This window comes from Nocardia sp. NPDC047654, from assembly GCF_043205035.1.
Lineage (GTDB): Bacteria > Actinomycetota > Actinomycetes > Mycobacteriales > Mycobacteriaceae > Nocardia.
The window spans coordinates 579,744-600,841 of sequence record NZ_JBIDDF010000001.1; the positions used below are offsets into that span (position 1 = coordinate 579,744).

The 21,098-nt window shown below is 69.2% G+C and carries 20 protein-coding genes; 14 read left to right on the plus strand and 6 right to left on the minus strand.

Going from position 1 to position 21,098, the window contains the following annotated elements; translation table 11 throughout:
- Positions 1-240: 240 nt before the first annotated feature.
- Positions 241-684, plus strand: a complete 444-nt coding sequence (locus ACGF7Y_RS02695; RefSeq protein WP_393228531.1) for a DUF4254 domain-containing protein — start codon at positions 241-243, stop codon at positions 682-684.
- A gap of 218 nt (positions 685-902) precedes the next feature.
- On the opposite strand, the gene ACGF7Y_RS02700 is transcribed toward ACGF7Y_RS02695, so the two are convergent.
- Together ACGF7Y_RS02700 and ACGF7Y_RS02705 are read right to left on the minus strand one after the other, a co-directional pair.
- Positions 903-1,511, minus strand: coding sequence for a DUF4126 domain-containing protein (locus ACGF7Y_RS02700; protein WP_393228533.1), 609 nt, complete (start codon positions 1,509-1,511; stop codon positions 903-905).
- A 131-nt stretch (positions 1,512-1,642) separates the two neighbouring features.
- Entirely contained in the window at positions 1,643-2,344 is a 702-nt protein-coding gene (locus tag ACGF7Y_RS02705; RefSeq protein ID WP_393228535.1) for a hypothetical protein, read from the minus strand.
- Between the two features lie 345 nt (positions 2,345-2,689).
- Here ACGF7Y_RS02705 and map point away from each other — a divergent pair, with 345 nt between their 5' ends.
- The 5 genes from map to ACGF7Y_RS02730 all read left to right on the plus strand — a co-directional run bounded on the left by map (position 2,690) and on the right by ACGF7Y_RS02730 (position 6,528).
- Entirely contained in the window at positions 2,690-3,553 is an 864-nt protein-coding gene (map, locus tag ACGF7Y_RS02710; protein ID WP_062975412.1) for a type I methionyl aminopeptidase, read from the plus strand.
- 52 nt (positions 3,554-3,605) lie between these two features.
- Complete coding sequence (locus ACGF7Y_RS02715; protein WP_393228537.1) at positions 3,606-5,144, plus strand: cobyric acid synthase; 1,539 nt, start codon at positions 3,606-3,608, stop codon at positions 5,142-5,144.
- A gap of 141 nt (positions 5,145-5,285) precedes the next feature.
- Complete coding sequence (locus ACGF7Y_RS02720) at positions 5,286-5,519, plus strand: AbrB/MazE/SpoVT family DNA-binding domain-containing protein (protein WP_245660075.1); 234 nt, start codon at positions 5,286-5,288, stop codon at positions 5,517-5,519.
- On the plus strand, positions 5,516-5,908 hold the full coding sequence (locus ACGF7Y_RS02725) for a PIN domain-containing protein (RefSeq protein WP_062975416.1): 393 nt from the start codon (positions 5,516-5,518) through the stop codon (positions 5,906-5,908). The genes ACGF7Y_RS02720 and ACGF7Y_RS02725 overlap by 4 nt, the downstream gene beginning before the upstream one ends.
- Positions 5,909-5,964: 56 nt before the next feature.
- Positions 5,965-6,528, plus strand: coding sequence for an alpha/beta fold hydrolase (locus ACGF7Y_RS02730; RefSeq protein WP_393228540.1), 564 nt, complete (start codon positions 5,965-5,967; stop codon positions 6,526-6,528).
- Here ACGF7Y_RS02730 and ACGF7Y_RS02735 read toward each other — a convergent pair.
- Positions 6,508-7,569 (minus strand): alpha/beta hydrolase, encoded by a 1,062-nt coding sequence (locus ACGF7Y_RS02735; protein ID WP_393228542.1) that lies wholly within the window; start codon positions 7,567-7,569, stop codon positions 6,508-6,510. The two genes, ACGF7Y_RS02730 and ACGF7Y_RS02735, sit on opposite strands and share 21 nt — an antisense overlap.
- Before the next feature lie 299 nt (positions 7,570-7,868).
- Between ACGF7Y_RS02735 and mqo the strand changes: the two genes are divergently transcribed.
- From mqo to ACGF7Y_RS02765, 6 genes are all read left to right on the plus strand, one after another.
- Positions 7,869-9,383: a malate dehydrogenase (quinone) gene (gene mqo / locus ACGF7Y_RS02740; RefSeq protein WP_393228544.1), complete on the plus strand. Its 1,515-nt coding sequence runs from the start codon at positions 7,869-7,871 to the stop codon at positions 9,381-9,383.
- A 19-nt stretch (positions 9,384-9,402) separates the two neighbouring features.
- Positions 9,403-9,852: a GNAT family N-acetyltransferase gene (locus tag ACGF7Y_RS02745; RefSeq protein ID WP_393228546.1), complete on the plus strand. Its 450-nt coding sequence runs from the start codon at positions 9,403-9,405 to the stop codon at positions 9,850-9,852.
- Positions 9,853-10,123: 271 nt separating this feature from the next.
- Entirely contained in the window at positions 10,124-12,058 is a 1,935-nt protein-coding gene (locus ACGF7Y_RS02750) for a magnesium chelatase subunit D family protein (protein WP_393230889.1), read from the plus strand.
- A 168-nt stretch (positions 12,059-12,226) separates the two neighbouring features.
- Entirely contained in the window at positions 12,227-12,841 is a 615-nt protein-coding gene (gene cobO / locus ACGF7Y_RS02755) for a cob(I)yrinic acid a,c-diamide adenosyltransferase (RefSeq protein WP_393228548.1), read from the plus strand.
- Positions 12,842-12,920: 79 nt separating this feature from the next.
- Positions 12,921-14,324 carry a cobyrinate a,c-diamide synthase gene (locus ACGF7Y_RS02760; protein ID WP_393228550.1) on the plus strand — a complete coding sequence of 468 codons (1,404 nt, stop codon included), beginning with the start codon at positions 12,921-12,923 and terminating at the stop codon, positions 14,322-14,324.
- Positions 14,311-14,679: a cobalamin biosynthesis protein gene (locus tag ACGF7Y_RS02765; RefSeq protein ID WP_393228552.1), complete on the plus strand. Its 369-nt coding sequence runs from the start codon at positions 14,311-14,313 to the stop codon at positions 14,677-14,679. Before ACGF7Y_RS02760 ends, ACGF7Y_RS02765 begins: the two co-directional genes overlap by 14 nt.
- A 504-nt stretch (positions 14,680-15,183) precedes the next feature.
- Here ACGF7Y_RS02765 and ACGF7Y_RS02770 read toward each other — a convergent pair.
- Positions 15,184-16,281: a hypothetical protein gene (locus ACGF7Y_RS02770; protein WP_393228554.1), complete on the minus strand. Its 1,098-nt coding sequence runs from the start codon at positions 16,279-16,281 to the stop codon at positions 15,184-15,186.
- A gap of 2 nt (positions 16,282-16,283) precedes the next feature.
- On the minus strand, positions 16,284-17,414 hold the full coding sequence (locus tag ACGF7Y_RS02775; protein WP_393228555.1) for a phosphotransferase family protein: 1,131 nt from the start codon (positions 17,412-17,414) through the stop codon (positions 16,284-16,286).
- A gap of 238 nt (positions 17,415-17,652) precedes the next feature.
- Here ACGF7Y_RS02775 and ACGF7Y_RS02780 point away from each other — a divergent pair, with 238 nt between their 5' ends.
- Positions 17,653-19,011 carry a DoxX family protein gene (locus ACGF7Y_RS02780; RefSeq protein WP_393228557.1) on the plus strand — a complete coding sequence of 453 codons (1,359 nt, stop codon included), beginning with the start codon at positions 17,653-17,655 and terminating at the stop codon, positions 19,009-19,011.
- 100 nt (positions 19,012-19,111) lie between these two features.
- Positions 19,112-20,452, plus strand: a complete 1,341-nt coding sequence (locus ACGF7Y_RS02785; protein ID WP_393228559.1) for a DoxX family protein — start codon at positions 19,112-19,114, stop codon at positions 20,450-20,452.
- 24 nt (positions 20,453-20,476) lie between these two features.
- On the opposite strand, the gene ACGF7Y_RS02790 is transcribed toward ACGF7Y_RS02785, so the two are convergent.
- Positions 20,477-20,920, minus strand: coding sequence for a nucleoside deaminase (locus ACGF7Y_RS02790; RefSeq protein WP_393230892.1), 444 nt, complete (start codon positions 20,918-20,920; stop codon positions 20,477-20,479).
- Positions 20,921-21,098: the final 178 nt, after the last annotated feature.

A 21,098-nucleotide genomic window follows, 5' to 3' on the forward strand; every position in this document is an offset into this window, starting at 1 on the left:
TGTGGAGTGGACTCGACCGGGGAGCCGAAAAGGGTTGCGGCCGGTCTGCTCTGGGCCTTCACGCGTCGTCAGGAGCCCTTGACCGCAGAATGCGGACGCAATCTTGCGTTCTTGCATCTGTACGTGCATGATCCAGCTAGCCTAGTTGTGACAACCGATCCGATGGCCGGGATAACGGAATCGAGAGCCAATTATGTTGGTACAAAGAGCGTTGGTGTCGGGTGAACTCGGGGGGCGCCGATGAGCGCGCCGACGGTGGGCGTCTTACCGACCGCACCGCAATTGCTGTGTGCTTTCCAGGGACGGCGTTTCCAAGACAGGGAACTACTGCGGTCCGCACACGCACTCGCCGAGCTGCATCAGCACCGCGTACAGGTGATGGATGCCGCACTCCTCGCCGAAATCGACTGTCGGCGCCGTGAACTCGTCGACGAGATCAACGACTGGGTCGCGCAGGAGATCCCGCAGCATCGGAACGGAGCCTCGCTGCACACCGAAAGCCTGGGTGCCGTGGTGGACCGGATGGCGCGTAGCTGGGTGAACGCGAATCAGGTCATTCACACCGAGGGCGCGCGCAGCGACAATACCCATAAACATTGGTATCAACTAGCCGAACTGGTCGACGGGTACACTGATCTGGTAACCGACGTGGCCGGTGGCCGCCGCCGTTTGCCCGAACAATGATTTCGTCGCGACGGTGGTCTCGTCCGCGGTAGTGACACTGCCCCGCAGCGTCACTCGTCCGAATGGCGACGTCCCGGTGCCGAGTCATCCGACCAGTGGCTTCGGCCGGGCGATTTTGTCGCCGGCACAGTGACGGCGGGCGCAATGGGGCGCCCCGCCCGGCGTGCCGCGTGGTCGACTGGCGCGGCACGCCCGCCACCTATTCCGCTGGGTGGCAATTATTCCGCGACTTGTACGCGTTCGACCGCGCGCGCTGCCCGGCGGGCGCGCCGCCGCCGGAGATAGCGGCGGATTCGGCTCGCGCAGAAATACACCAGCGCCAGACCGAGGACGAGCAGAATCGCCGCGATCACCGCCGCGGCCACAGGGTGGAAAACGGCGAGGGAGACAACCCCGGCGACGGTCACGTCCTCGGCGGTGCTGACCACGATATTGCTGGCGGGCTCCGGAGAGGTGTTGACGGCCATCCGCGTTCCGGCTTTCACCAGGTGGCTCATCAGCGCGGCGGTGCCGCCCACCGCGCCCGCCGCGAGCTCCGGCAGCGATCCATCCTGTCCGGCCAGCAGCGCGGCGACCACGGCTCCCGCGATCGGCCGCACCACGGTGTGCACCGCGTCCCAGAACGAGTCGAGGTAGGGGATCTTGTCCGCCACGGCCTCGATCAGGAACAAGACCGCCGCCGCGATCAGGACATCGGTGCGCTGCAACGCTTCCGGCACGGAATCGGTGAATCCGAACCGGCCGAAGAGACCGAGCAACAGGACCACCGCGTAGGCGTTCACGCCACTGGCCCAGCCTGCGGTGAAGATCAGAGGTAGTACGGACACCTCGCCCATGGTATGGCGAGCGGGCGTTCGGTGCCGGAGGCGTGATGCGTCGTCACGGGTGCAGGGGACCCGGCCTGCTCGACCCCGCGTCGGCGCGTTCGAGGGCCGTGACCGGCGCTGTCGACCGGCGGCTAGTTGACGTCTTTGCGGCTCTGCGTCATGAAATCGTTCACCAATGCGCCGAGCCTGTTGGTGAAGTCCATGAGCGCGGTATCGAGGGCTGCGCTGTCGCGTTCGCGTTCACCACTGTCGGAAGGGGGTGCGGCCGACGTTGTGTACTTTTCGATGAAGGGAAGATAGTGCCGATCGATCATTTCTTTCGCCAAGTGCGGAAATCTATCCATCAGCTCGACCATGTTGTCGCTGGACGACATGGTCGCGACAGAAATGGCGGCCATGAACTCGGTCATCCGCTGGCTGAAATCTCCCACGCTGGAGCGAAATCCCTCGAAGTTGTCGACGCGAAGGAATCCGGCCAGTAGGCCCGCCTGCGCCGTGAGAGCGAATGCGCTGCGGAGGAATTCATAGTAGGCCTCTTTGCGATTTTTCAGTGTTACCTGCACCAATGCCAGTCGCTCTTCACGATCCGCCTTGTTGACCGTGACATACACGGCCGCCGTCGCGGACACGAAGCTGGAGATGAGCGCAGCGCAGAGAGCCGCTATGAGTGCGTAGCGTCCACTCCGGGTGGTCGCATCGGCCCGGTCGTATTCGTCCGGTACTGCCGCCGAACCTGTCGCGGAGTTTTTCTCCGGCTGGTCCGGAGCGACATCGGGCGTCGGAGCCGTCGCCGTTTCGTCCGAATGCGCTCGAGCGGCTGGTTCGGTGGCCATTCCTACTCCCGCTCGACGAGTGGCTACAGGTCGACTGATCATCTCACGCGCACGTTCGGGTGCGAGTGAAAGCGGGTTTTTCGGAGGGCGGCGACTCTACGTAGACTGGACTATTGTTCGACTTTATCGGGCGTATATGTGGTCACCGATCGCGCGGGCGATCCTGGAAGAGCGCGTTCGGCGAAAACGTTGATCGGTGTCACGGACGTCGAGGGCCGGGCGGTGACCGCTACCCGGCACAGCGTGCTTCGAGGCGGTGCGCACCGGGCGGGAAGCGGACCGTGGTCCCGGCCTGTTCCCGCTGGCTCTCGGCATCGGCGCGGTCGGTTGATTACGCTGTTCGCTATGTCTGTCCGCACTCGCAAGCCTCTCGTCCCCGGAACGTTGTCGCCCACCCGTGAAGTCCCGCGCGCCATCGAGCGCCCGGAATACGCGTGGAAGAAGACCGCCGACGAGGGACGCGAACCCTGGGTGCAGACCGCGGAGACGATCGAGAAGATGCGCATCGCGGGCAAGATCGCCGCGCAGGCGCTGGAAGAGGCGGGCAAGGCGGTCGCGCCCGGTGTCACCACCGACGAGTTGGACCGCATCGCGCACGAGTACATGTGCGACCACGGCGCCTACCCGTCGACCCTGGGGTACAAGGGTTTCCCGAAGTCGTGCTGCACCTCGCTGAACGAGGTGATCTGCCACGGCATCCCGGACTCCACCGTGATCGAGGACGGCGACATCGTCAACATCGACGTCACCGCCTACATCAACGGCGTGCACGGCGACACCAACAAGACCTTCCTCGCTGGTGACGTCGACGAGGAGGTGCGCCTGCTGGTCGAGCGGACCGAGGAGGCCACCATGCGGGCGATCAAAGCCGTGCGGCCCGGCCGGGCGCTGAACGTGATCGGCCGCGTCATCGAGTCCTACGCCAACCGGTTCGGCTACGGCGTGGTGCGCGACTTCACCGGCCACGGTGTCGGCCCGACGTTCCACAGCGGGCTGGTCGTGCTGCACTACGACCAGCCCGCGGTGGAGACCGTCATCGAACCGGGCATGACGTTCACCATCGAGCCGATGATCAACCTCGGCGGCATCGACTACGAGATCTGGGACGACGGCTGGACCGTGGTCACCAAGGACCGCAAGTGGACCGCGCAGTTCGAGCACACCTTGGTGGTCACCGAGTCGGGGACCGAGATCCTGACCCTCCCGTGATCGGCCGTGATCCGGCCGCCCGGGTGGCCGCTCACCGGATGACCGGACGGCGATGAAGGGCGCGCTGCTCGTCGCGGGCACGACCTCGGATGCGGGGAAGAGCGTAGTCGTGGCCGGGATCTGCCGGATGCTGGCGCGGCGCGGCGTGCGCGTCGCCCCGTTCAAGGCGCAGAACATGTCCAATAATTCCGTGGTCACGCTCGACGGCGGGGAGATCGGACGGGCGCAGGCGTTGCAGGCAAAGGCGTGCGGGCTGGAGCCCAGCGTGCGGTTCAATCCGGTCCTGCTCAAGCCGGGAAGTGACCGTCGTTCCCAGCTGGTCGTGCGAGGAAGGGCGATCGGCACCGTCGGCGCGGAAGACTACTTCCGGCATCGCCGGGAGTTGCGCGACGTGGTGGCCGCCGACCTCGCCGCGCTGCGCGCCGAATTCGACGTGGTCGTCTGCGAGGGCGCCGGTTCGCCCGCCGAGATCAACCTGCGCGCGACGGATCTGGCGAACATGGGGCTCGCGCGCGCCGCGGAACTGCCCGTGCTGCTCGTCGGAGATATCGATCGCGGTGGCGTGCTCGCGCACCTGTTCGGCACCGTCGCCATCCTGGAACCCGAGGATCAGCGACTGATCTCGGGTTTCATCGTCAACAAGTTCCGCGGCGCGGTCGAGCTGCTGCGGCCGGGGCTGGAGCGTCTCACCGAACTCACCGGCCGCCCCACCCTCGGAGTGCTGCCGTATGCCGAGGACCTCTGGATCGATGCGGAGGACTCGCTGGGCACCCTCGCCGACGCGCCGGTCGGCCGCCCTCGGCCGCCGCTGGGCGCCGACTGGCTGACCGTCGCCGCGATCCGGCTGCCGCGCATCTCCAACTCCACCGACGTCGAGGCGCTGGCCTGCGAGCCCGGCGTGGCGGTGCGCTGGGTGACCGAGCCGTCCCGGCTGGCGGGCGCCGATCTGGTGGTCCTGCCCGGCAGTAAGGCGACGGTGTCGGATCTGCGGTGGCTGCGGCGTACCGGCCTCGCCGACGCACTGCGGGCACGCGCCGCCGCCGGCGGGCCGATCCTGGGTGTCTGTGGCGGGTACCAGATGCTCGGCACTCGCATCCTGGACCGCGTCGAATCCGGCGCCGGCGAGGTCGACGGGCTGGGGTTGCTCGATCTGACCGTCGAGTTCGCCGAATCCAAGGTGTTGCGCCGTAGCGAAGGGCGCGCCGCGGGAATCGCCGTGCGCGGCTACGAGATCCACCACGGCCGCGTCACGCACCGTGGCGACCCGGCATGGCTCAGGGTCGAGGGCGAGCCGGAGGGCAGCGTTCGCGGCGCGGTGTGGGGCACCCATCTGCACGGGCTGCTGGAGTCCGACGAGTTGCGCCGCGCCTGGCTCCGCTCGGTCGCCACGGCGGCGGGTCGCACGGGTTTCGTTGTGGCCGAAGATGTCTCGGTTTCGGCGGTGCGTGCCGCACAGCTCGATCTGCTGGCCGATCTGATCGAAGACCACCTCGACATCACCGCGCTGGAGCGGTTGCTCTCCGAGGGCGCGCCCGCCGGGGTGCCCATCCTGGCCACCGAGGCGGTGCTCGCGAGCGACCGTATCGGTTGACGCGGGCCACCCAGCGCCTTACCTTGCAGTAAGGAATTCGGCTCCAGGTAAGGCTGGGGTCGGTCGGCACGGTCGGGTGTGAGGATGATGGCGGCGGAGAAGAGGCCCAGCGGCCGAGGGACGAATGTGGTGTCGGCGACGGTGACCAGTAAGGGACAGATCACGATCCCGATCGATGTGCGTGTGGCGATGGGATTGCGCGCGGGCGTGCGAGTCGCGTTCGTGCCCACGCCCAACGGCACCTACGAGCTGGTGCCCGAAACGCGCACGATCAAGGCGCTCAAGGGCATCCTCGGCTGGTCCGGCTCGCCCATCGGCCTCGCGGAGATGAACGAGGCCATCGCGGGCAACGTCGTGGAAGGTAAGCGCGGATGATCGGGCTGGACGCGAATGTGCTGATCCGCTACCTCACCCAGGACGACCCGGAGCAGTCCGCCCGGGCCAACCAGGTGATCGACGGGCTCAGCGAGACCGAACCCGGCTACGTCACGATGATCGTGCTCGCCGAGATCCATTGGGTGCTGCGGCGTGGCTACAAACAGGATCCCGAGGCCGTCACCGATGTGCTGCTCGGGCTGCTCGACTCGAGCGAAATCGTGGTGGAGCGCGCCGACACCGTGCGCCAAGCGCTGCGGCGGGCCGCCGACGGCGCGGACTTCGCCGACGCGCTGATCCAGCAGCTCGGCCAGGAGGCCGGTTGTGAACTGACCGTCACCTTCGATCACAACGCAGGTGAGCGGGCCGGGATGCGCCTGCTCGCCTGATTCCGCCACCCCCGACCCGCCGCCGTAATGCCCTTATCCGTGTAGCGTGATTCGGCATGGAATCTCGGCAGATCACGGTGGGTGACCGGGCGTGGACCGTGCGGATCGACGGGCCGGAATCCCGGCACAGCGTGCTACTGCTGCCCGACGCGGGTGATTCGGCGGACGTCTTCGATCAGGTGTGCGCCCGTCTGCACACCTCGGATCTGCGCACCTTCGCGGTGGAGTCGATCGAGGGTCTCGACGCGGCCGCCGTGACCGCGATCCTGGACGAACTCGGACTGCCGTGGGTGAACGTGGCCGGTTGCGGCGCGGGCGCGGTGCTGGCATGGCAGGCGTGCGCCCGCGGATTCGGCCGCTTCCAGAGCCTGGTCGTGGCCGATCGCGGCCACCCGGCCACGCCAGGGCCCGATGGAGCGGTGGCGGACGCGTCGACCGGCCCGGTCGAGGTGCCGACCACACTGCTGGTCACCAAGAATCTGCCGCGGTCGGTGGCCGACGCGTCGGGACGGTTCGTCTACGGCGAGTTCCGGGTGGTCGAGGTCGACGTCACCGACGTGGCCACCGAAGCAGGCCACGAGCTGGCCACCGAGATCGTGCTACGCACCAGCCTCTGGTGACTTCGCGCCCTGGTAGTCCGCGAGCCATTCCAGCCAGTTGTCGAGTTCGCGGAAGGCCTGGGCCAGCGGTTCGGGGCCGGAGAGGAACACGTCGTGCTTGGCGCCGTCGATCGGCACCATGTTGGTGCGGTCGCCCAGGCAGCCCGACCAGCGCTGGATCTGCTTGACGTCGAGCACGGCGTCGGCCACGTCCACGGCGGGGCCGTACTCCCTGGCGAACTTCGTCATCCGGGAGCGCAGGATCAGTGAGGGCACGCCGATGTCGAGGCCCTGGTGCAGCCGCGCGTGGCCGTTGCGGATCGCGCGCAGCCAGCCGAGCCGCACCGGGAAGCCGTGCAGCGGTTTCCAGTCGAGGTTGTAATCCCACTCGCCGGACGCGGAGCGGTGCAGGCTGTCGCCATAGGTGCTGATCTTGGCGCCGGGCAGCTGGACCATCCTTCGGAAGCGTCCGACCGCCTTGATGATCGGCGTTCCGACGGTCCGGTAGTACGCGGGACCCTGCAGGTCGAACCACGGGCTGTTGAGCACCACGCCGGTGATGCCCGCGGCGGCCGTACCCTGCGCGCGGTTGAGCCGGTCCAGCCACAGCGACACGACCAGGCCGCCGGTGGAGTGGGCGTTGACCACCACGGGAGCGCCGGTCTCGGCCCGGACGATCCGCAGCGACTCCGCGAGCTCGCGGTCGTAGAAAGCGAGATCCGTCACATAATGCGGGGTGTGTCCTTCGCGCAGCGAGCGGCCGCATTTGCGCAGGTCGAGCGCGTAGAACTGGAATCCGCGCGCGGCGAAGTGCTCGGCGAGGTGTTCCTGGAAGAAGTAGTCGGTGAATCCGTGGACGTAGAGCACCGCGCCCGCGGTCTGCTCGACGGCGCCGGAGGGCACGTAGCGCACCAGCGTGGCCACCACCTCGCCTTCGCCGTCGGGATCGGGGCCGAGGGGCAGCGTGCGCTGCTGGTACTGCGGGCCCAGGACGTCGGGGCGCCAGCCTTCGCCCTCCGGAGAAGTGCTGACCGGCTCGGCAAGCGACTGTTCGTTCGTCACGCGACCAATGTATTGGACGGTGTCACGCGCCGACAGACCACGGCGGTCCATCGGCCGCCGAAGTGACGACGATCTCTGTCGCATTCCGCACATTCCGCAGGCTCGTTGCCGGGCGGCGGCGTGGTGAGGTGCACAATTGGGCTTAGGTGAACGGCGGGTAACCTGACTCCCGCCATGCCGTTCGGGACCGGCGGACGCCGGAACCGAGCCACAACTACACCGTGCCCAGGCAGGTCCACCCGCCCGGTGGGCCCGCGCAGAAGGACAAGGAAGTCGATCTACCCGTGCCGAACGCTGCCATGACTGAAAAGACCGATGTAGTACTCATCGGTGCCGGCATCATGAGTGCCACTCTCGGCGCGCTGCTGCGGCAGCTGCAGCCGGAGTGGTCGATCTCCCTGTTCGAGCGGCTCGACGCCGCCGCGGCCGAGAGCAGCGATCCGTGGAACAACGCGGGTACCGGACACTCCGCGCTCTGCGAGCTGAACTACAGCCCGCAGCTACCCGACGGCTCGGTGGACATCACCAAGGCCGTCGACATCAACGAGCGGTTCCAGGTCTCCCGCCAGTTCTGGTCCTACGGCGTGGAGAACGGCATCCTGCGCGATCCGTCCGCCTTCATCAACCCGATCCCGCACGTCAGCTTCGTGCACGGCGCCGAAAACGTGGAATACCTGCGCAAGCGGTACGAAGCGCTGGCGCCGCACCCGCTGTTCGAGGGCATGGAGTTCATCGACGGTCCCGACGAGTTCACCCGGCGGTTGCCGTTGATGGCACGCGGTCGGGACTTCTCCGACCCGATCGCGCTGAACTGGACCGACGGCGGCACCGATATCGACTTCGGCTCCCTCACCCAGGAACTGCTCGCCTACCTCGGCTCCTCCGGCGCGGACCTGGCCTTCGGGCACGAGGTGCGCGACCTGTCCAAGCAGTCCGACGGATCCTGGCTGGTCACCGTCCGCAACGTGCGCACCCGCGAGACGCGCACGCTGAACAGCAAATTCGTCTTCGTCGGCGCGGGCGGCGGCGCGCTGCCGCTGCTGCAGAAGGCAGGCATCAAGGAGGCGAGGGGATTCGGCGGGTTCCCGGTCAGCGGCCAGTTCTTCCGCTGTGTCAACCCGGCGCTGATCAACCAGCACGAGGCCAAGGTGTACGGCAAGGCGGCGGTCGGCGCTCCGCCGATGTCGGTGCCGCATCTGGACACCCGCGTGATCAAGGGCAAGCCGGGCCTGTTGTTCGGCCCGTACGCGGGCTGGACGCCGAAGTTCCTCAAGGACGGCAAGAATACCGACCTGTTCAAGTCGGTGCGGCCGAACAACATCTTCTCGCTGCTCGGCGTCGGCGTCACCGAGCTGGGTCTGACCAAGTACCTGGTCAGCGAGCTGCTGAAGTCGGAGGCGGGCAAGGTCATCACGCTGTCGGAGTTCATCCCGCGCGCCGAGTCCAAGGACTGGGAGCTGATCACCGCGGGCCAGCGCGTGCAGGTCATCCGCCGTAAGGGCGCGGGCGGCGTGCTCGAGTTCGGCACCGCCGTGATCTCCGCGCAGGACGGCACCATCGCCGGTCTGCTCGGCGCGTCCCCGGGCGCCTCCACCTGCGTCACCGCCATGCTGGACGTCATGCAGCGGTGCTTCCCGCAGGAGTACGCCACGTGGACGCCGAAGCTGAAGGAGATGGTGCCCTCGCTGGGCATCAAGCTGTCCGAGGACCCGGCGCTGTTCCACGAAGTGTGGGATTGGACCTCCAAGACGTTGAACCTCGTCGACGGCGGCGACAACACGCCGCGACATGCAGGGGTCGCGGCGAACGCCTAGGTTGTGATAGCAAGGCGCGATGATGTCAACGGTTGCTCTCAAACGCTCCTGGGCGCAGGATCTCGATACCGCGACGCTCTACAAGCTGTTGAAACTTCGCGTCGAAGTGTTCGTCGTCGAGCAGAAGTGCGCGTACCCCGAACTGGACGGCAACGACCTCCTCCCGGAGACCCGGCACTTCTGGCTCGATGACGAGGGCGAGGTCATCGCCACGCTGCGGCTGTGCGAGGAGCACCACGACGGCGTGAAGAGCTTCCGGATCGGCAGGCTCTGCACGGCGGCGCCCGCCCGCGGGCACGGCTACACCACGCGACTGCTGCAGGCGGCGCTGGCCGAGGTCGGTTCGGCGACGGTTCGCCTGAGCGCCCAGAGCTACCTGATCGACCTGTACACCAAACACGGCTTCAAGGTCGACGGGCCGGAATTCGAAGAAGACGGCATCCCGCACGTGCCCATGCGCAGAGGTTGATGTTTCCAGCGAACGGCGCGTGCTCGGTCTCGCTTCGCTCGGAAAACGTGGTGGAGGCGAGCGGGCGCGCTGGATTCGCTCGGATCCGCGCCTCCTGCGCGGCACCCCTGCGGATCCATGAGTGGATCGCGGTGGGTGCGGTTCAGGAGGCGCGCGCATCGGTTCTGAATCGAAGGGCACTGTGGGGCCGGTGTGGCCCCGCGCTTAGAGTTGGGGCGTGTCCGTGTCCCATGCCGAAACAGTGCCGACGTCCGACCAGCGCAGCCGAACGATGCCGGGTTCGGACGGTGAAGCGGGCTTTCCCTTCTCGGCGGTGGTCGGTCAGGAACGGCTGCAGCTGGCGCTGATCCTCTGCGCGGTGCATCCCGGCATCGGCGGCGTCCTGGTGCGTGGTGAGAAGGGCACCGCGAAGTCGACCGTGGTGCGCGCGCTGGCGCAGCTGCTGCCGCCCGTGGTGGACGAGACCGGCGCGCGGCCCGCCCGCCTGGTGGAGCTGCCGGTGGGCGCGACCGAGGACCGCGTGGTCGGCTCGCTGGACTTGGAGCGCGTGCTGCGCGACGGGGAGCAGGCGTTCCGCCCCGGCCTGCTGGCCGCCGCCCATCACGGTGTGCTGTACGTCGACGAGGTCAACCTGCTGCACGACCATCTGGTTGATGTGCTGCTGGACGCCGCGGCGATGGGGCGGGTGCACATCGAACGCGACGGCGTCTCGCACTCGCATCCGGCGCGTTTCGTGCTGGTGGGCACCATGAATCCGGAGGAGGGCGAACTGCGTCCGCAGCTGCTGGACCGGTTCGGCCTGACCGTGGACGTGGCCGCTTCCCGGGACGTGGACGTGCGCATGGCGGTGGTGCGCCGCAGGCTGGACTACGAGGCCGACCCGGCCGGATTCGCCGCCCGGTACGCCGCGGCGGACCACGAGGTGGCCGAGCAGATCCTCGCCGCCCGCGACCGGCTGGGGCAGGTGCTGCTCGACGACGTGGAACTGCGCCGCATCGCCGCGCTGTGCGCCGCGTTCGACGTGGACGGGATGCGGGCCGATCTGGTCGTCGCGCGCACCGCGACCGCGCATGCCGCCTGGCGCGGTGCCGGCGCGGTGACCGAGGACGACGTGCGGGTCGCCGCCGAACTGGCGCTGCCGCACCGGCGCAGGCGCGATCCGTTCGACGAGCCCGGCATCAGCGAGCAGCAGCTCGACGACGCCATGCGCGAGGCGGCCGAGCAGGCGCGGCCCGAGGAGGAGACCTCCACGCCGAGCGGTCCGGACGGCACGCCCCGGGATGCCGAGGAGCCGGGCGACGATCCGGACGGTGGCCCGGACAACCCGTCGCCGCCCGAAGGTCCGGGCGGTGGGCAATCGGGTGAAGGGCGCAGTGGCGCACCGGCTTCCGCCGGTTCGCGAACACCGCGCTGGGAGGTGCCCGGCGTCGGCGAAGGCGCTCCGGGGCGGCGCTCGCGCGCGGAATCACGGCACGGGCGGGTGGTGCGTCCGAGTGCCGACACGTCCTCGGGCCTGCATCTGCTCGGTACTGTCTTCGCGGCCGCGCCGCATCAGCGTTCCCGCGGCCGCGGGAACGGGCCGTTGCGGCTGGCCGCCGAAGACCTCCGTGGCGCGTATCGGGAAGGGCGCGAAGGGAATCTGGTCGTCTTCGTGGTCGACGCCTCCGGATCCATGGCCGCCCGCGACCGGCTGTCCGCCGTCACCGGTGCGGTGGTGACACTGCTGCGGGACGCGTATCAGCGCCGCGACAAAGTCGCCGTCGTCAGCGTGCGCGGCGCGGAGGCCGAACTCGTCCTGCCGCCCACTTCGTCGGTCGACATCGCGGTGCGCCGGTTGTCCGGAATGCGCACGGGCGGGAAGACGCCGCTGGCGGCGGGCCTGCTGAAGGCCAGGGAAATCGTGCTGCGCGAGCGTGTGCGCGATCCGCGCCGCAGGCCGATGCTGGTGCTGCTGACCGACGGTCGCGCGACGGGCGGGACCGACCCGGTTCCCCGCGCCCGCGCCGCGGCCCGCTTGCTCGCCAGGGACACGCTCACCTCGATCGTCGTCGACTGCGAACGTGGCATGATCCGCCTCGGCCTCGCCGTGGATCTGGCCCGCGACCTGCGCGGCGGCTACCTGAGACTGGCCGAGCTGACCGGTGCGGCGGTCGCGGACGTCGTCCGCGCGAGTTCCGGGAACGGTAGTTCGGCGCGAGCGGCGTGAGCACGACTTTCGAACCGTGTGTCCGGTGGAGGCCGCGCGGCCGCCCCTCCGAGAACGGTGGGTAGACCTGGTGAGTCGGCGTCCAGCGGTGGTGGGTGGGTCGCGCGGCTTCCGGTCCGGACGCGGTGCACAGGTTCGGAGTGATCCGAGGACGAGCAAGGAGATTCGATGCCCAAGGGTGTTCCGGAGACAGTTCCCGACGACGGGCTGACCACGCGGCAGCGGCGCAATCAGCCGGTGCTCGCGGTGCACACCGGGCCGGGCAAGGGGAAGTCGACGGCCGCGTTCGGGATGGCGCTGCGAGCGTGGAACCAAGGCTTCGACGTCGCGGTGTTCCAATTCGTGAAGAGCGCCAAGTGGAAGGTCGGGGAGGAAGCCGCCTTCCGCGCTCTCGGCGCACTGCACGAGCAGACCGGCGTGGGCGCGCCGGTCGAGTGGCACAAGATGGGCGAGGGCTGGTCCTGGACCCGCAAACAGGGCACCGAGCAGGACCACGCCGCCGCCGCGCTGGCCGGCTGGCAGGAGATCGCCCGCCGCCTGCGGGCCGAACAGCACCGCTTCTACGTCCTGGACGAGTTCACCTACCCCCTGAAATGGGGCTGGGTCGACGTGGACGAGGTGGTCGACACCCTCGCCACCCGCCCTGGCAACCAGCACGTCGTCATCACCGGTCGCGACGCCCCCCGACCCCTCCTGGAAGCCGCCGACCTGGTCACCGAAATGACCAAACTCAAACACCCCATGGACGCAGGCCGCAAAGGCCAACGAGGCATCGAATGGTGATCCCCGCGAGTGGCACATCGCTGCGGCGAATCGCGAGAGGGCCGCACGATGGTGTGCCACCCGTGGTGCGGGAGCGGCGATGACGGCGGTGGTGGTGGCGGCGCCGGCGTCGGGGAGCGGGAAGACGACGGTGGCGACCGGGCTGGTGGGGGCGTTGCGGAAGGTGGGGCATCGGGTGGCGCCGTTCAAGGTGGGGCCCGACTACATCGATCCGGGGTATCACGGGTTGGCGGCGGGGCGGCCGGGGAGAAATCTGGATCCTGTGCTGGTGGGGGTGGAGCGGGTTGTGCCGCTGTTCCGGCACGGGGCGCGGGGGTGCGATCTCGCGGTGGTCGAGGGCGTGATGGGGTTGTTCGACGGGCGGATCGATGACGAGCACGCCGGTCCGGTGGCGGAGGGGTCGACGGCGCAGGTCGCGGCCTTGCTGGGGGCGCCGGTGGTGCTGGTGGTGGACGCGCGAGGGCACAGCCAGAGCCTCGCGGCGCTGCTGCACGGATTCGCGACCTTCGACAGCGGCGTCCGGCTCGGCGGGGTGATCCTGAACCGGGTCGGCAGCGAACGGCACGATCAGGTGCTGCGCGCCGCCTGCGATCGAGTCGGGCTGCCGGTGCTCGGGTCGTTGCCGCGCCTGGCCGAACTCGAGGTCCCGTCCCGGCATCTCGGCCTGATCCCCGCCGTGGAACACGGGTCGGCCGCGACGGCGGCGGTGGCGGCGATGACGGATCTCGTCGCCGCGCACGTGGACCTGCACGCCATCGCGGCGCTCGCTCGCTCGTCGGTCACCGGACCCGCATGGGATCCCGCCGCCGCCGTGCGCGGTCTGGAAGGAGAAGGGGCGTGCACCGGGGCAGATCGGGAGGGTCCGCTGATCGCCGTCGCCGGTGGTCCGGCGTTCACGTTCGGCTACGCCGAGCATCGTGAATTGCTGGTGGCCGCGGGGGCGCAAGTGGTCGTTTTCGACCCGCTGCACGACGAATTGCCCACCGGGACAGCGGCATTGGTGCTGCCAGGTGGGTTCCCCGAGGAACACGCCGCGGACCTGGCGGCCAATTCCGTCCTGCTGCGGGCGGTGGCCGACGCCGCTCGGCACGGGATGCCGGTGCACGCCGAATGCGCCGGGCTGCTGTATCTGTCCCGATCGCTGGACGGCCACCCGATGGCAGGGGTGGTGGATGCCGACGCCGCGTTCGGACCGCGTCTGACACTCGGCTACCGGGACGCCGTCGCACTGGCCGACTCGCCGCTGTGGCGGGTCGGCGAACGGGTCAGGGGGCACGAGTTCCACCGCACCCGTCTGGTGTCGTCGCCGCCGGATCCGGCGTGGGGCTGGCGCGGCAGCGCGGGAGAGTCCGTCCGGGAGGGGACGCTGAGCGGCAATGTGCACGCGTCGTACCTCCACACCCACCCGGCGGGGAACCCTGCGGCGGTGCGGCGATTCGTCACCGCGGCAATGCGATTCGCGAGTTCCGGTGCCGTCGGCTGACGTCGTCGTCGGCATAGGGCTACGGCCGGGCACCTCGCCGGTCGTGATCCGCGCCGCACTGCGCGAGGGCGTGAGCGGCTACCGGATAGTTTGTCTGGCCACCATCGCACAGCGCTTCGCCGAGCCCGGACTGCGCGCCGTCGCCGCGGAGTTCCAGGTGCCGCTGCGGTCCTACTCCGCCGCGGAACTGGCGGCCGTCGCCGTCCCCAACCCGGGAAGCCGGACGCGGGCGGCCGTCGGCGCGGCGAGCGTCGCGGAGGCCGCGGCGCTGCTCGCCGCCGGTGGCGGGCCGCTGGTGATACCGAAGCGCGTCGTGCAGGGTGTGGTGCTCGCGGCAGCGCAGCTCGAGCGGTAGAACCATCGACCGAAGGCGGGCTCGGCCACGAGCGCTGCCGCTGTCCGACACAATCGCGGTGCCGCGACGATCTGCGACCGTAGCCGCGCAGTAGCCGCCGCCCAACCGACCCGGACCGCAGCCTCCGGTAGTGCTGGTTCGGCCTGGCCTGTGGCGGTACCCGAGCGCATTGCGACGCTACGGTGCGTAGCGGGTGAACCACGGGCGCGCCCGCGGTGCGCTGGCTGCCCCTGGCGCGCGGCCGCTGCCCCGTGCGCGGCCGCCGCAACGTGCTCGCGCTTCGCCGTCGGAGTCCGAACGGGATGCGGGCGCTCTGTGGCGTGGCTCGTGGCGGTCTCCGAGCGCGTCACGATCCGATCGCAGCTCGGGGCGGAGCCGTTCGGCCGCGGGTACGGCGGCGGTGCGCCGGTGGCGCTGATGCTCGGCTGCGCCCCGAGTCCGGGGCCGCATCTTTGTCGGGAATTGGTCGCGGACACCGGTGGCGACGGCGGTGCGGCGCTGGGCTCAGGGTGCGACCGCGCCCCAGTCGGCGAAGCCGGTGGGGTCATGGCGGCCGATGCTGGCGTGTTCGAACAGGCCCCATCCCTCGGCGTCGCCGCAGCGGGCACGCGCGACGTGGTCGGTCACCCCGTAGGGGGTGCGGGCGACGATCGCCGGATCGGTGAGGTCGTAGCGGCTGGAGGAGGACCAGTCGCGACCCTTCCACTGGCCGTGCTGCCAGTCGGGATCGCCGCCGTAGCCGCAGCCGACGTGCAGCGGGACGCCGATGCCCGGCGTGATCTCGATCTCCAGGGGCTTGCCGTCCGGCGTGGTCAGCTCCAGTCGCGCACCGACGGGATGCCTTGTGCCGGAGCGATAGTCGATCGATATGCGGGGCCATCCGAGTTGCTCGGTGCGCCCGTCCGGCCAGATCCGGGTCGCGTCGTTGAGCGTGCGCCTGCCGTCCGGCTCCTCCTGCACGATGATCACGACGGCGAAGTCCTCGAACCGCAGCGGCACGTACAGCCACCAGAACCCGCCCGACGGCTCGGTGGCCGCGCGTCCGGGCGGCTCGGTCTCCCCGACCGGGCGGATGCCCCACGAGCGGTCCCTGGTCCCGGTCCACACCGCCGGGTCGACGGTGATGTCGTCGCCGTCCACGTGCAGCGTCCCCGCCCACGAGCCGACCTGAGCGAACCGGGACGCGTCGATGATCGGCCGGTTGCCCGCGAGAATCAGGTGCGGTTGTTCCTGGACGGCGGGAAAGGCGCCGGTCCAGGTGAGGTCGAAGCTCAGATCGTCGTGTTCGCAGACCACCCGCAGGCGCCGCAGCGGCTCCAGCACCTCGATGCGGTAGCCGCCGACGCGCTGGTCGAGGCCCCGGTCGCCGAGCGCGTCGGAGAAGCGCACCGCGCGCACCGCGTCGCCACGGCGGACGGCGGCGTAGGCGTCGGTCACCCCGAGGTTGGGATACACGCCGAAACCGGTGATCAGAAACGTGCCGCCGTCGCGGTCGTGGGCGTTGAAGTAGCTGCGGTCGTAGAAGTTCCGATCGCTGGAGGCCACCCGGGCCAGCGACAGTGGGGTCTGATGGATGGGGTACTCGTCCAAAGGCACAGGCATGGTCAGTCCCATTCGTAGGTTCCGTCGAGCAGCGCTTCCAGGCTTGCCCGGTGCATGACGTAGTCGTCGCGATCCGGCGTGTCGGTGTCCTCGCCGAAGTGGATCATCCTGCGCTTCACCCGCGCCATGACGATCGCGTGCCGCAACGCGGCGTAGACGATGTAGAAGTCGAGATCGCGCACCGAGTGACCGGTCAGCTCCTCGTATTTCGACACCACGTCGTCGCGGCGCAGGAAATCGGGCAGCCCGGGTTGCCCGAAGCGAGTGGCCAGATCCTGGAAGAACCGATGGATGAAGATCAGCCAGCCCAGATCCAGCTCGCGCGGCGCCAGCGCGGCCATCTCCCAGTCCAGCACCGCCACCGGGTCGAATTCGCGGTAGATGATGTTGCCCGGGCGGGCGTCGCCCCAGCTGAGCACGTCCGGGCCGGTTTCGGCGGGCCAGTGCTCGTCCAGCCACGCGAAACTCCGCTCGATCAGCGGGATCTCGAAGCCGTCGTCCGCGAGCGCCCACCGGTACCACGAGCGCTGGGCGGCGACGTGCCTGCGTAGCGCCTCGCCCGGTCCGCTCAGCATCGGGAACAGCGCCGCGGGATCGGGGATGCCGTGGATCTTGGCGATCACCTCGACGGTGTTGTGCGTGAGCCGCAGGCGCTCGGCCGGGTCGGCGTCGAACAGCCAGCCGACGAACACGTACGGCGGGTTGTCCGTCGGCACCCGTCCGTCGACGCGGCGCATCACGAAGAACGGCGCGCCGAGCGGCTTCTCGTCGTTCTCCAGCCAGCACAGGCCCGGCACCGGCACGTCGGTGGCCGCGGCCACGCCCGCCATCACCTGGTACTGGGTGGCCAGGTCGTAGGTCTCGAAGACCGGGAACGACCCGGCCTCCGGCGCCATCCGCGCGACGAACGATCCGCGCTCCGGCCGCCCTGCGGCGCTCCACTCGGCGTCGAACAGGATCGACGTGCTGGACATGCCGCCGGACTGTGGACGCGACAATTCGGAGATCCGCGGCAGATCGTCCGCGGTGACCTTCGTGTGCAGCCAGCGCGCCAAGTTGCCGGCGAGTGCGTCCAGGTCGCGTTCGCTGACGGTCAGCTGATGTCGCTGTGCCGGGTCCGGATCGTCGGTCATCAAAGTCCTCCTGACACGTGCGGCCCGGATGCACCGCCCGCGGTGCGCCGGGATACGCGACTGTAACGCGTTCTAGTTGTCGGCGGGCTAGAACCGGAGACGAATCCCGCTGAGCACGGTGGGGCAGGCACGTAGGTCGAAAGAGGTACCCGGAAATCGGGGGTTTTCCCGGAGGTCATCCCATGACCTGGTCGGATACGTTCGGCAAGCCAGAGTGTCGACCGGTGAGGGGAGCGGTGTGCGTACCGTCGAAACGGATGTGGTGGAGCCCCGCGGTGGCCGAACGCGGGCCGGTGAGGAGCGTCGTCCATGGAGCCCGCAGGCCCGGATCGCGTTCCGCTTCGCCTTCGCCTACCTCGGGCTGTTCTGTGTGCTGTTCGCGCAGATCCTCTTCGTGTTCACCGGCATCCTGAGCAAGTGGCTGCCGGAGAGCGCCGTCATCTGGCAGATGCGCGCGACGAGCCCGCTCGTCGGCTGGGTCGGTGACCACGTCTTCGGTGTGGACGCCGTCTTGCACGAGGATTCCGGCAGCGGCGACCAGGCCGCCATCTGGCTGCTGATCTTCTGCGAACTCGTCGCGGCGGCGCTGATCACGCTCGTCTGGTCGATCCTGGACAGACGCCGCCGGGACTACATCGCCCTGCGCGCCTGGTTCGTGCTGTTCGTCCGGCTGTGCCTGGGCGGCCAGATGCTCTTCTACGGTCTGGCCAAGGCGATTCCGTCACAGATGCCTGCGCCGTCGCTCACCGCGCTGCTGCAACCGTACGGGACGATGAGCCCGGCGTCGGTGCTCTGGAACCAGGTCGGCGCCGCGCCCGTATACGAGGTCCTGCTCGGCACTGCGGAAGTACTCGGCGGGCTGCTGCTGTTCGCGCCGCGCACCGCGACGGCGGGCGCGCTGGTCGGCCTGGTGAGCATGGCGCAGGTGTTCGTGCTGAACATGACCTACGACGTGCCGGTGAAGATCCTCTCGTTCCACTTGCTGCTGCTGTCGCTGGTCGTGCTGGCGCCGCAGGCGGGGAGGTTGGCGAATGTGCTCGTGCTCGAACGCCCGTCCGAACCGGCCACGCAGCCCGCGCTGTTCGCTTCCCGCCGCGCGAACCGGGTCGCGGCGGCGCTGCAAGTGGCTCTGGGAGTGTGGGTGCTGCTCGGTGGGGTGCACATCGGCTGGCAAACCTGGCGCGAGGCGGGCGACGGCGCGCCGAAACCTCCGCTCTACGGCATCTGGACCGTCGCCGAGTTCAGCAGGGACGGGCATCCGGCGCCGCCGCTGATCACCGACGAGGGCCGCTGGCGCCGGCTGATCGTCGACCGCCGGGGTACGACGGTGCAGAAGATGGACGACTCGTTCCTGCCCGTCGTGGCCGTGGTCGACGAGGCCGCGCACACCATCGCGCTGTCCGCGGCCGCGCCGGACACACCGCCGAACCGCCTGGGTGCCTTCACCTTCACTCAGCCCACCCCGGACACGTTGCGGCTCACCGGTGAGTTGAACGGAACGCCGGTGACGCTGTCGCTCGACCGGATGGACCCCAACTCCTTCCCGTTGCGCAGCCGGGGCTTCCACTTCGTCCAGGAATACCCGTACTTCCGCTGACCCCTGATCCGGCGGCAGCGGGTGATCCAGCCGAAACACGCTACGGCCGCGGCGCTTTTCGATACCTTCGGTCTGCATCGACCGAACTGGAGGGACCGCCGTGACCGAAGCGATCCTCGATCGAACAGACACCGCGGAGGCGGTGGGTTCCGATACCAGGTCTTGGCGCGGGGCGACCCGGGTGGCGTTCCGTTTCGGCTTTCTGTACTTCGGGCTGTTCTGCCTGGTGTATCCGTCGGTCGTCCCCGAGTTCCTCGGACTGGCGCGCGAGTGGCTGCCGGACTCGGTGAGCTCCGGCGTCGCCCGTGCCCTGCGCCCGGTGATCGAGGGGACCGGAACACGGGTGTTCGGTACGTCGGTGGCGGCGAACACGGCTTCGATCAGTGGCGACCAGGCCTACTTCTGGGTGCTGGTGTTCGTCGTCCTCGTCGTCGCGGTAGTCGGCACACTGGTCTGGAGCGTGCTGGATCGCAACCGGCCGCACTACCGGGCCGTGCTGCCCTGGTTCCTGTTGTTCGTGCGCCTGTGCCTGGCCGGGCAGATGATCGCCTACGGCATGGCGAAGGCCATCCCGACTCAGATGCCGCCGACACCGCTGAGCCGGTTGCTCGAGCCCTACGGGAATTTCAGTCCGATGGCGGTGCTCTGGAACCACATCGGGGTCTCGCCGCAGTACGAGATCCTGCTCGGCTGCGCGGAACTGCTCGGCGGTGTACTGCTGTTCGTGCCGCGCACCGCCCTGGTGGGCGCGATGCTGAGCCTGGTGTGCACGACACAGGTGTTCGTGCTGGACATGAGCTACGACGTACCCGCGAAGATCCTGTCGTTCCACCTGATGCTGCTGTGCCTGGTGCTGCTCGCCCCGGAGGCCGGGCGTCTGGCGAGCGTGCTCGTGCTGAACCGCCCGGCCGGACCGTCGAGCACGCCGCCGTTGCTGCGCACGCCGCGAGCCGAGCGAATCGCGGCGGCGGCGCAGATCGCGCTCGGGGTCTGGTTGCTGTTCTCGAACGCCTACACGGGCTGGGAAAGGTGGACCGAGCAGGGCGCGGGGCGACCGGAACCGCCGCTGTACGGCATCTGGGCGGTCACCGAATTCAGCGTCGACGGCACACCGCTTCCGCCTCTGACCACCGACGAACGGCGCTGGCAGCGCCTGGTCTTCGACCGGGACGGCGCCACCGTGCAGCGGATGGACGGCCAGTTGGTTCCGGTGCTCGCGGTGGTCGATCCGGCGGACCGCACCCTGGTCGTGGTCGCGCCGCCGCGAACGGAACCCTTGGGCAGCTTCGGTTTCGACCGGCCCGCGCCGGAGCGGCTGACCCTGACGGGCACGCTCGCCGGGCAGCCGGTCTCGGTCGCGCTGACCTCGGTCCCGATCGAAGACTTCCCGTTGCGCAGCCGTGGATTCCATTGGGTGCAGGAGTATCCGTACTTCCGCTGAGCCACCCGGTCGGGACGGCACAGTTCATGCCTCGAGATCGTCGGCGACTCCGATGTCCTCGTGCCACAGCGCGGGATGCTCGGCGATGAACCGGGTCATCAGATCGATGCAGCGCCGGTCTTCCAGGACGGTGACGGCGACGCCGTGCCCGGCCAGCCACCCGTGCCCGCCGGAGAAGGTCCGCGATTCCCCGACCACCACCGAACCGATGCCGAACTGCCGGATCAGGCCGCTGCAATACCAGCACGGCGAGAGCGTGGTGACCATGACGGTGTCGCGATAGTCGCGCCGCCGCCCCGCCGCGCGGAAGGCGTCGGTCTCGGCGTGCATGCTGGGGTCGCCGGACTGCACCCGGCGGTTGTGCCCGCGCCCGAGCAGCGTGCCGTCCGCGTCGAAGAGGGCGGCGCCGATGGGGATCCCCCCTTCGGCGAGCCCGCGCAGCGCCTCGTCGTAGGCCACGTCGAGCAGTCGTGCCGGTGTCAGCCGTTTCATCGGTCCGCCTTTCCGAACGAGACGCCTGCACGGCAACCTACCGTCGCCGACTGTCGAAACGCTTGTTACCACTGGTCACAGTAGGTGTGGCCGTCACTCGGGAACCGTCCGGCCGCACGGCGCCGGGACAACCGACCCGGTCCGGTGCCGGGGG

Bases quoted from the DNA above. Each gene is read 5' to 3' on its own strand.
- mqo (WP_393228544.1), top strand. From the start codon at position 7,869: ATGACTGAAAAGACCGATGTAGTACTCATCGGTGCCGGCATCATGAGT.
- ACGF7Y_RS02760 (WP_393228550.1), top strand. From the start codon at position 12,921: ATGACGGCGGTGGTGGTGGCGGCGCCGGCGTCGGGGAGCGGGAAGACG.
- ACGF7Y_RS02715 (WP_393228537.1), top strand. From the start codon at position 3,606: ATGAAGGGCGCGCTGCTCGTCGCGGGCACGACCTCGGATGCGGGGAAG.
- cobO (WP_393228548.1), top strand. From the start codon at position 12,227: ATGCCCAAGGGTGTTCCGGAGACAGTTCCCGACGACGGGCTGACCACG.
- ACGF7Y_RS02695 (WP_393228531.1), top strand. From the start codon at position 241: ATGAGCGCGCCGACGGTGGGCGTCTTACCGACCGCACCGCAATTGCTG.
- ACGF7Y_RS02745 (WP_393228546.1), top strand. From the start codon at position 9,403: ATGATGTCAACGGTTGCTCTCAAACGCTCCTGGGCGCAGGATCTCGAT.
- ACGF7Y_RS02730 (WP_393228540.1), top strand. From the start codon at position 5,965: ATGGAATCTCGGCAGATCACGGTGGGTGACCGGGCGTGGACCGTGCGG.
- ACGF7Y_RS02775 (WP_393228555.1), bottom strand. From the start codon at position 17,414: ATGACCGACGATCCGGACCCGGCACAGCGACATCAGCTGACCGTCAGC.
- ACGF7Y_RS02750 (WP_393230889.1), top strand. From the start codon at position 10,124: ATGCCGGGTTCGGACGGTGAAGCGGGCTTTCCCTTCTCGGCGGTGGTC.
- ACGF7Y_RS02725 (WP_062975416.1), top strand. From the start codon at position 5,516: ATGATCGGGCTGGACGCGAATGTGCTGATCCGCTACCTCACCCAGGAC.
- ACGF7Y_RS02770 (WP_393228554.1), bottom strand. From the start codon at position 16,281: ATGCCTGTGCCTTTGGACGAGTACCCCATCCATCAGACCCCACTGTCG.
- map (WP_062975412.1), top strand. From the start codon at position 2,690: ATGTCTGTCCGCACTCGCAAGCCTCTCGTCCCCGGAACGTTGTCGCCC.
- ACGF7Y_RS02705 (WP_393228535.1), bottom strand. From the start codon at position 2,344: ATGGCCACCGAACCAGCCGCTCGAGCGCATTCGGACGAAACGGCGACG.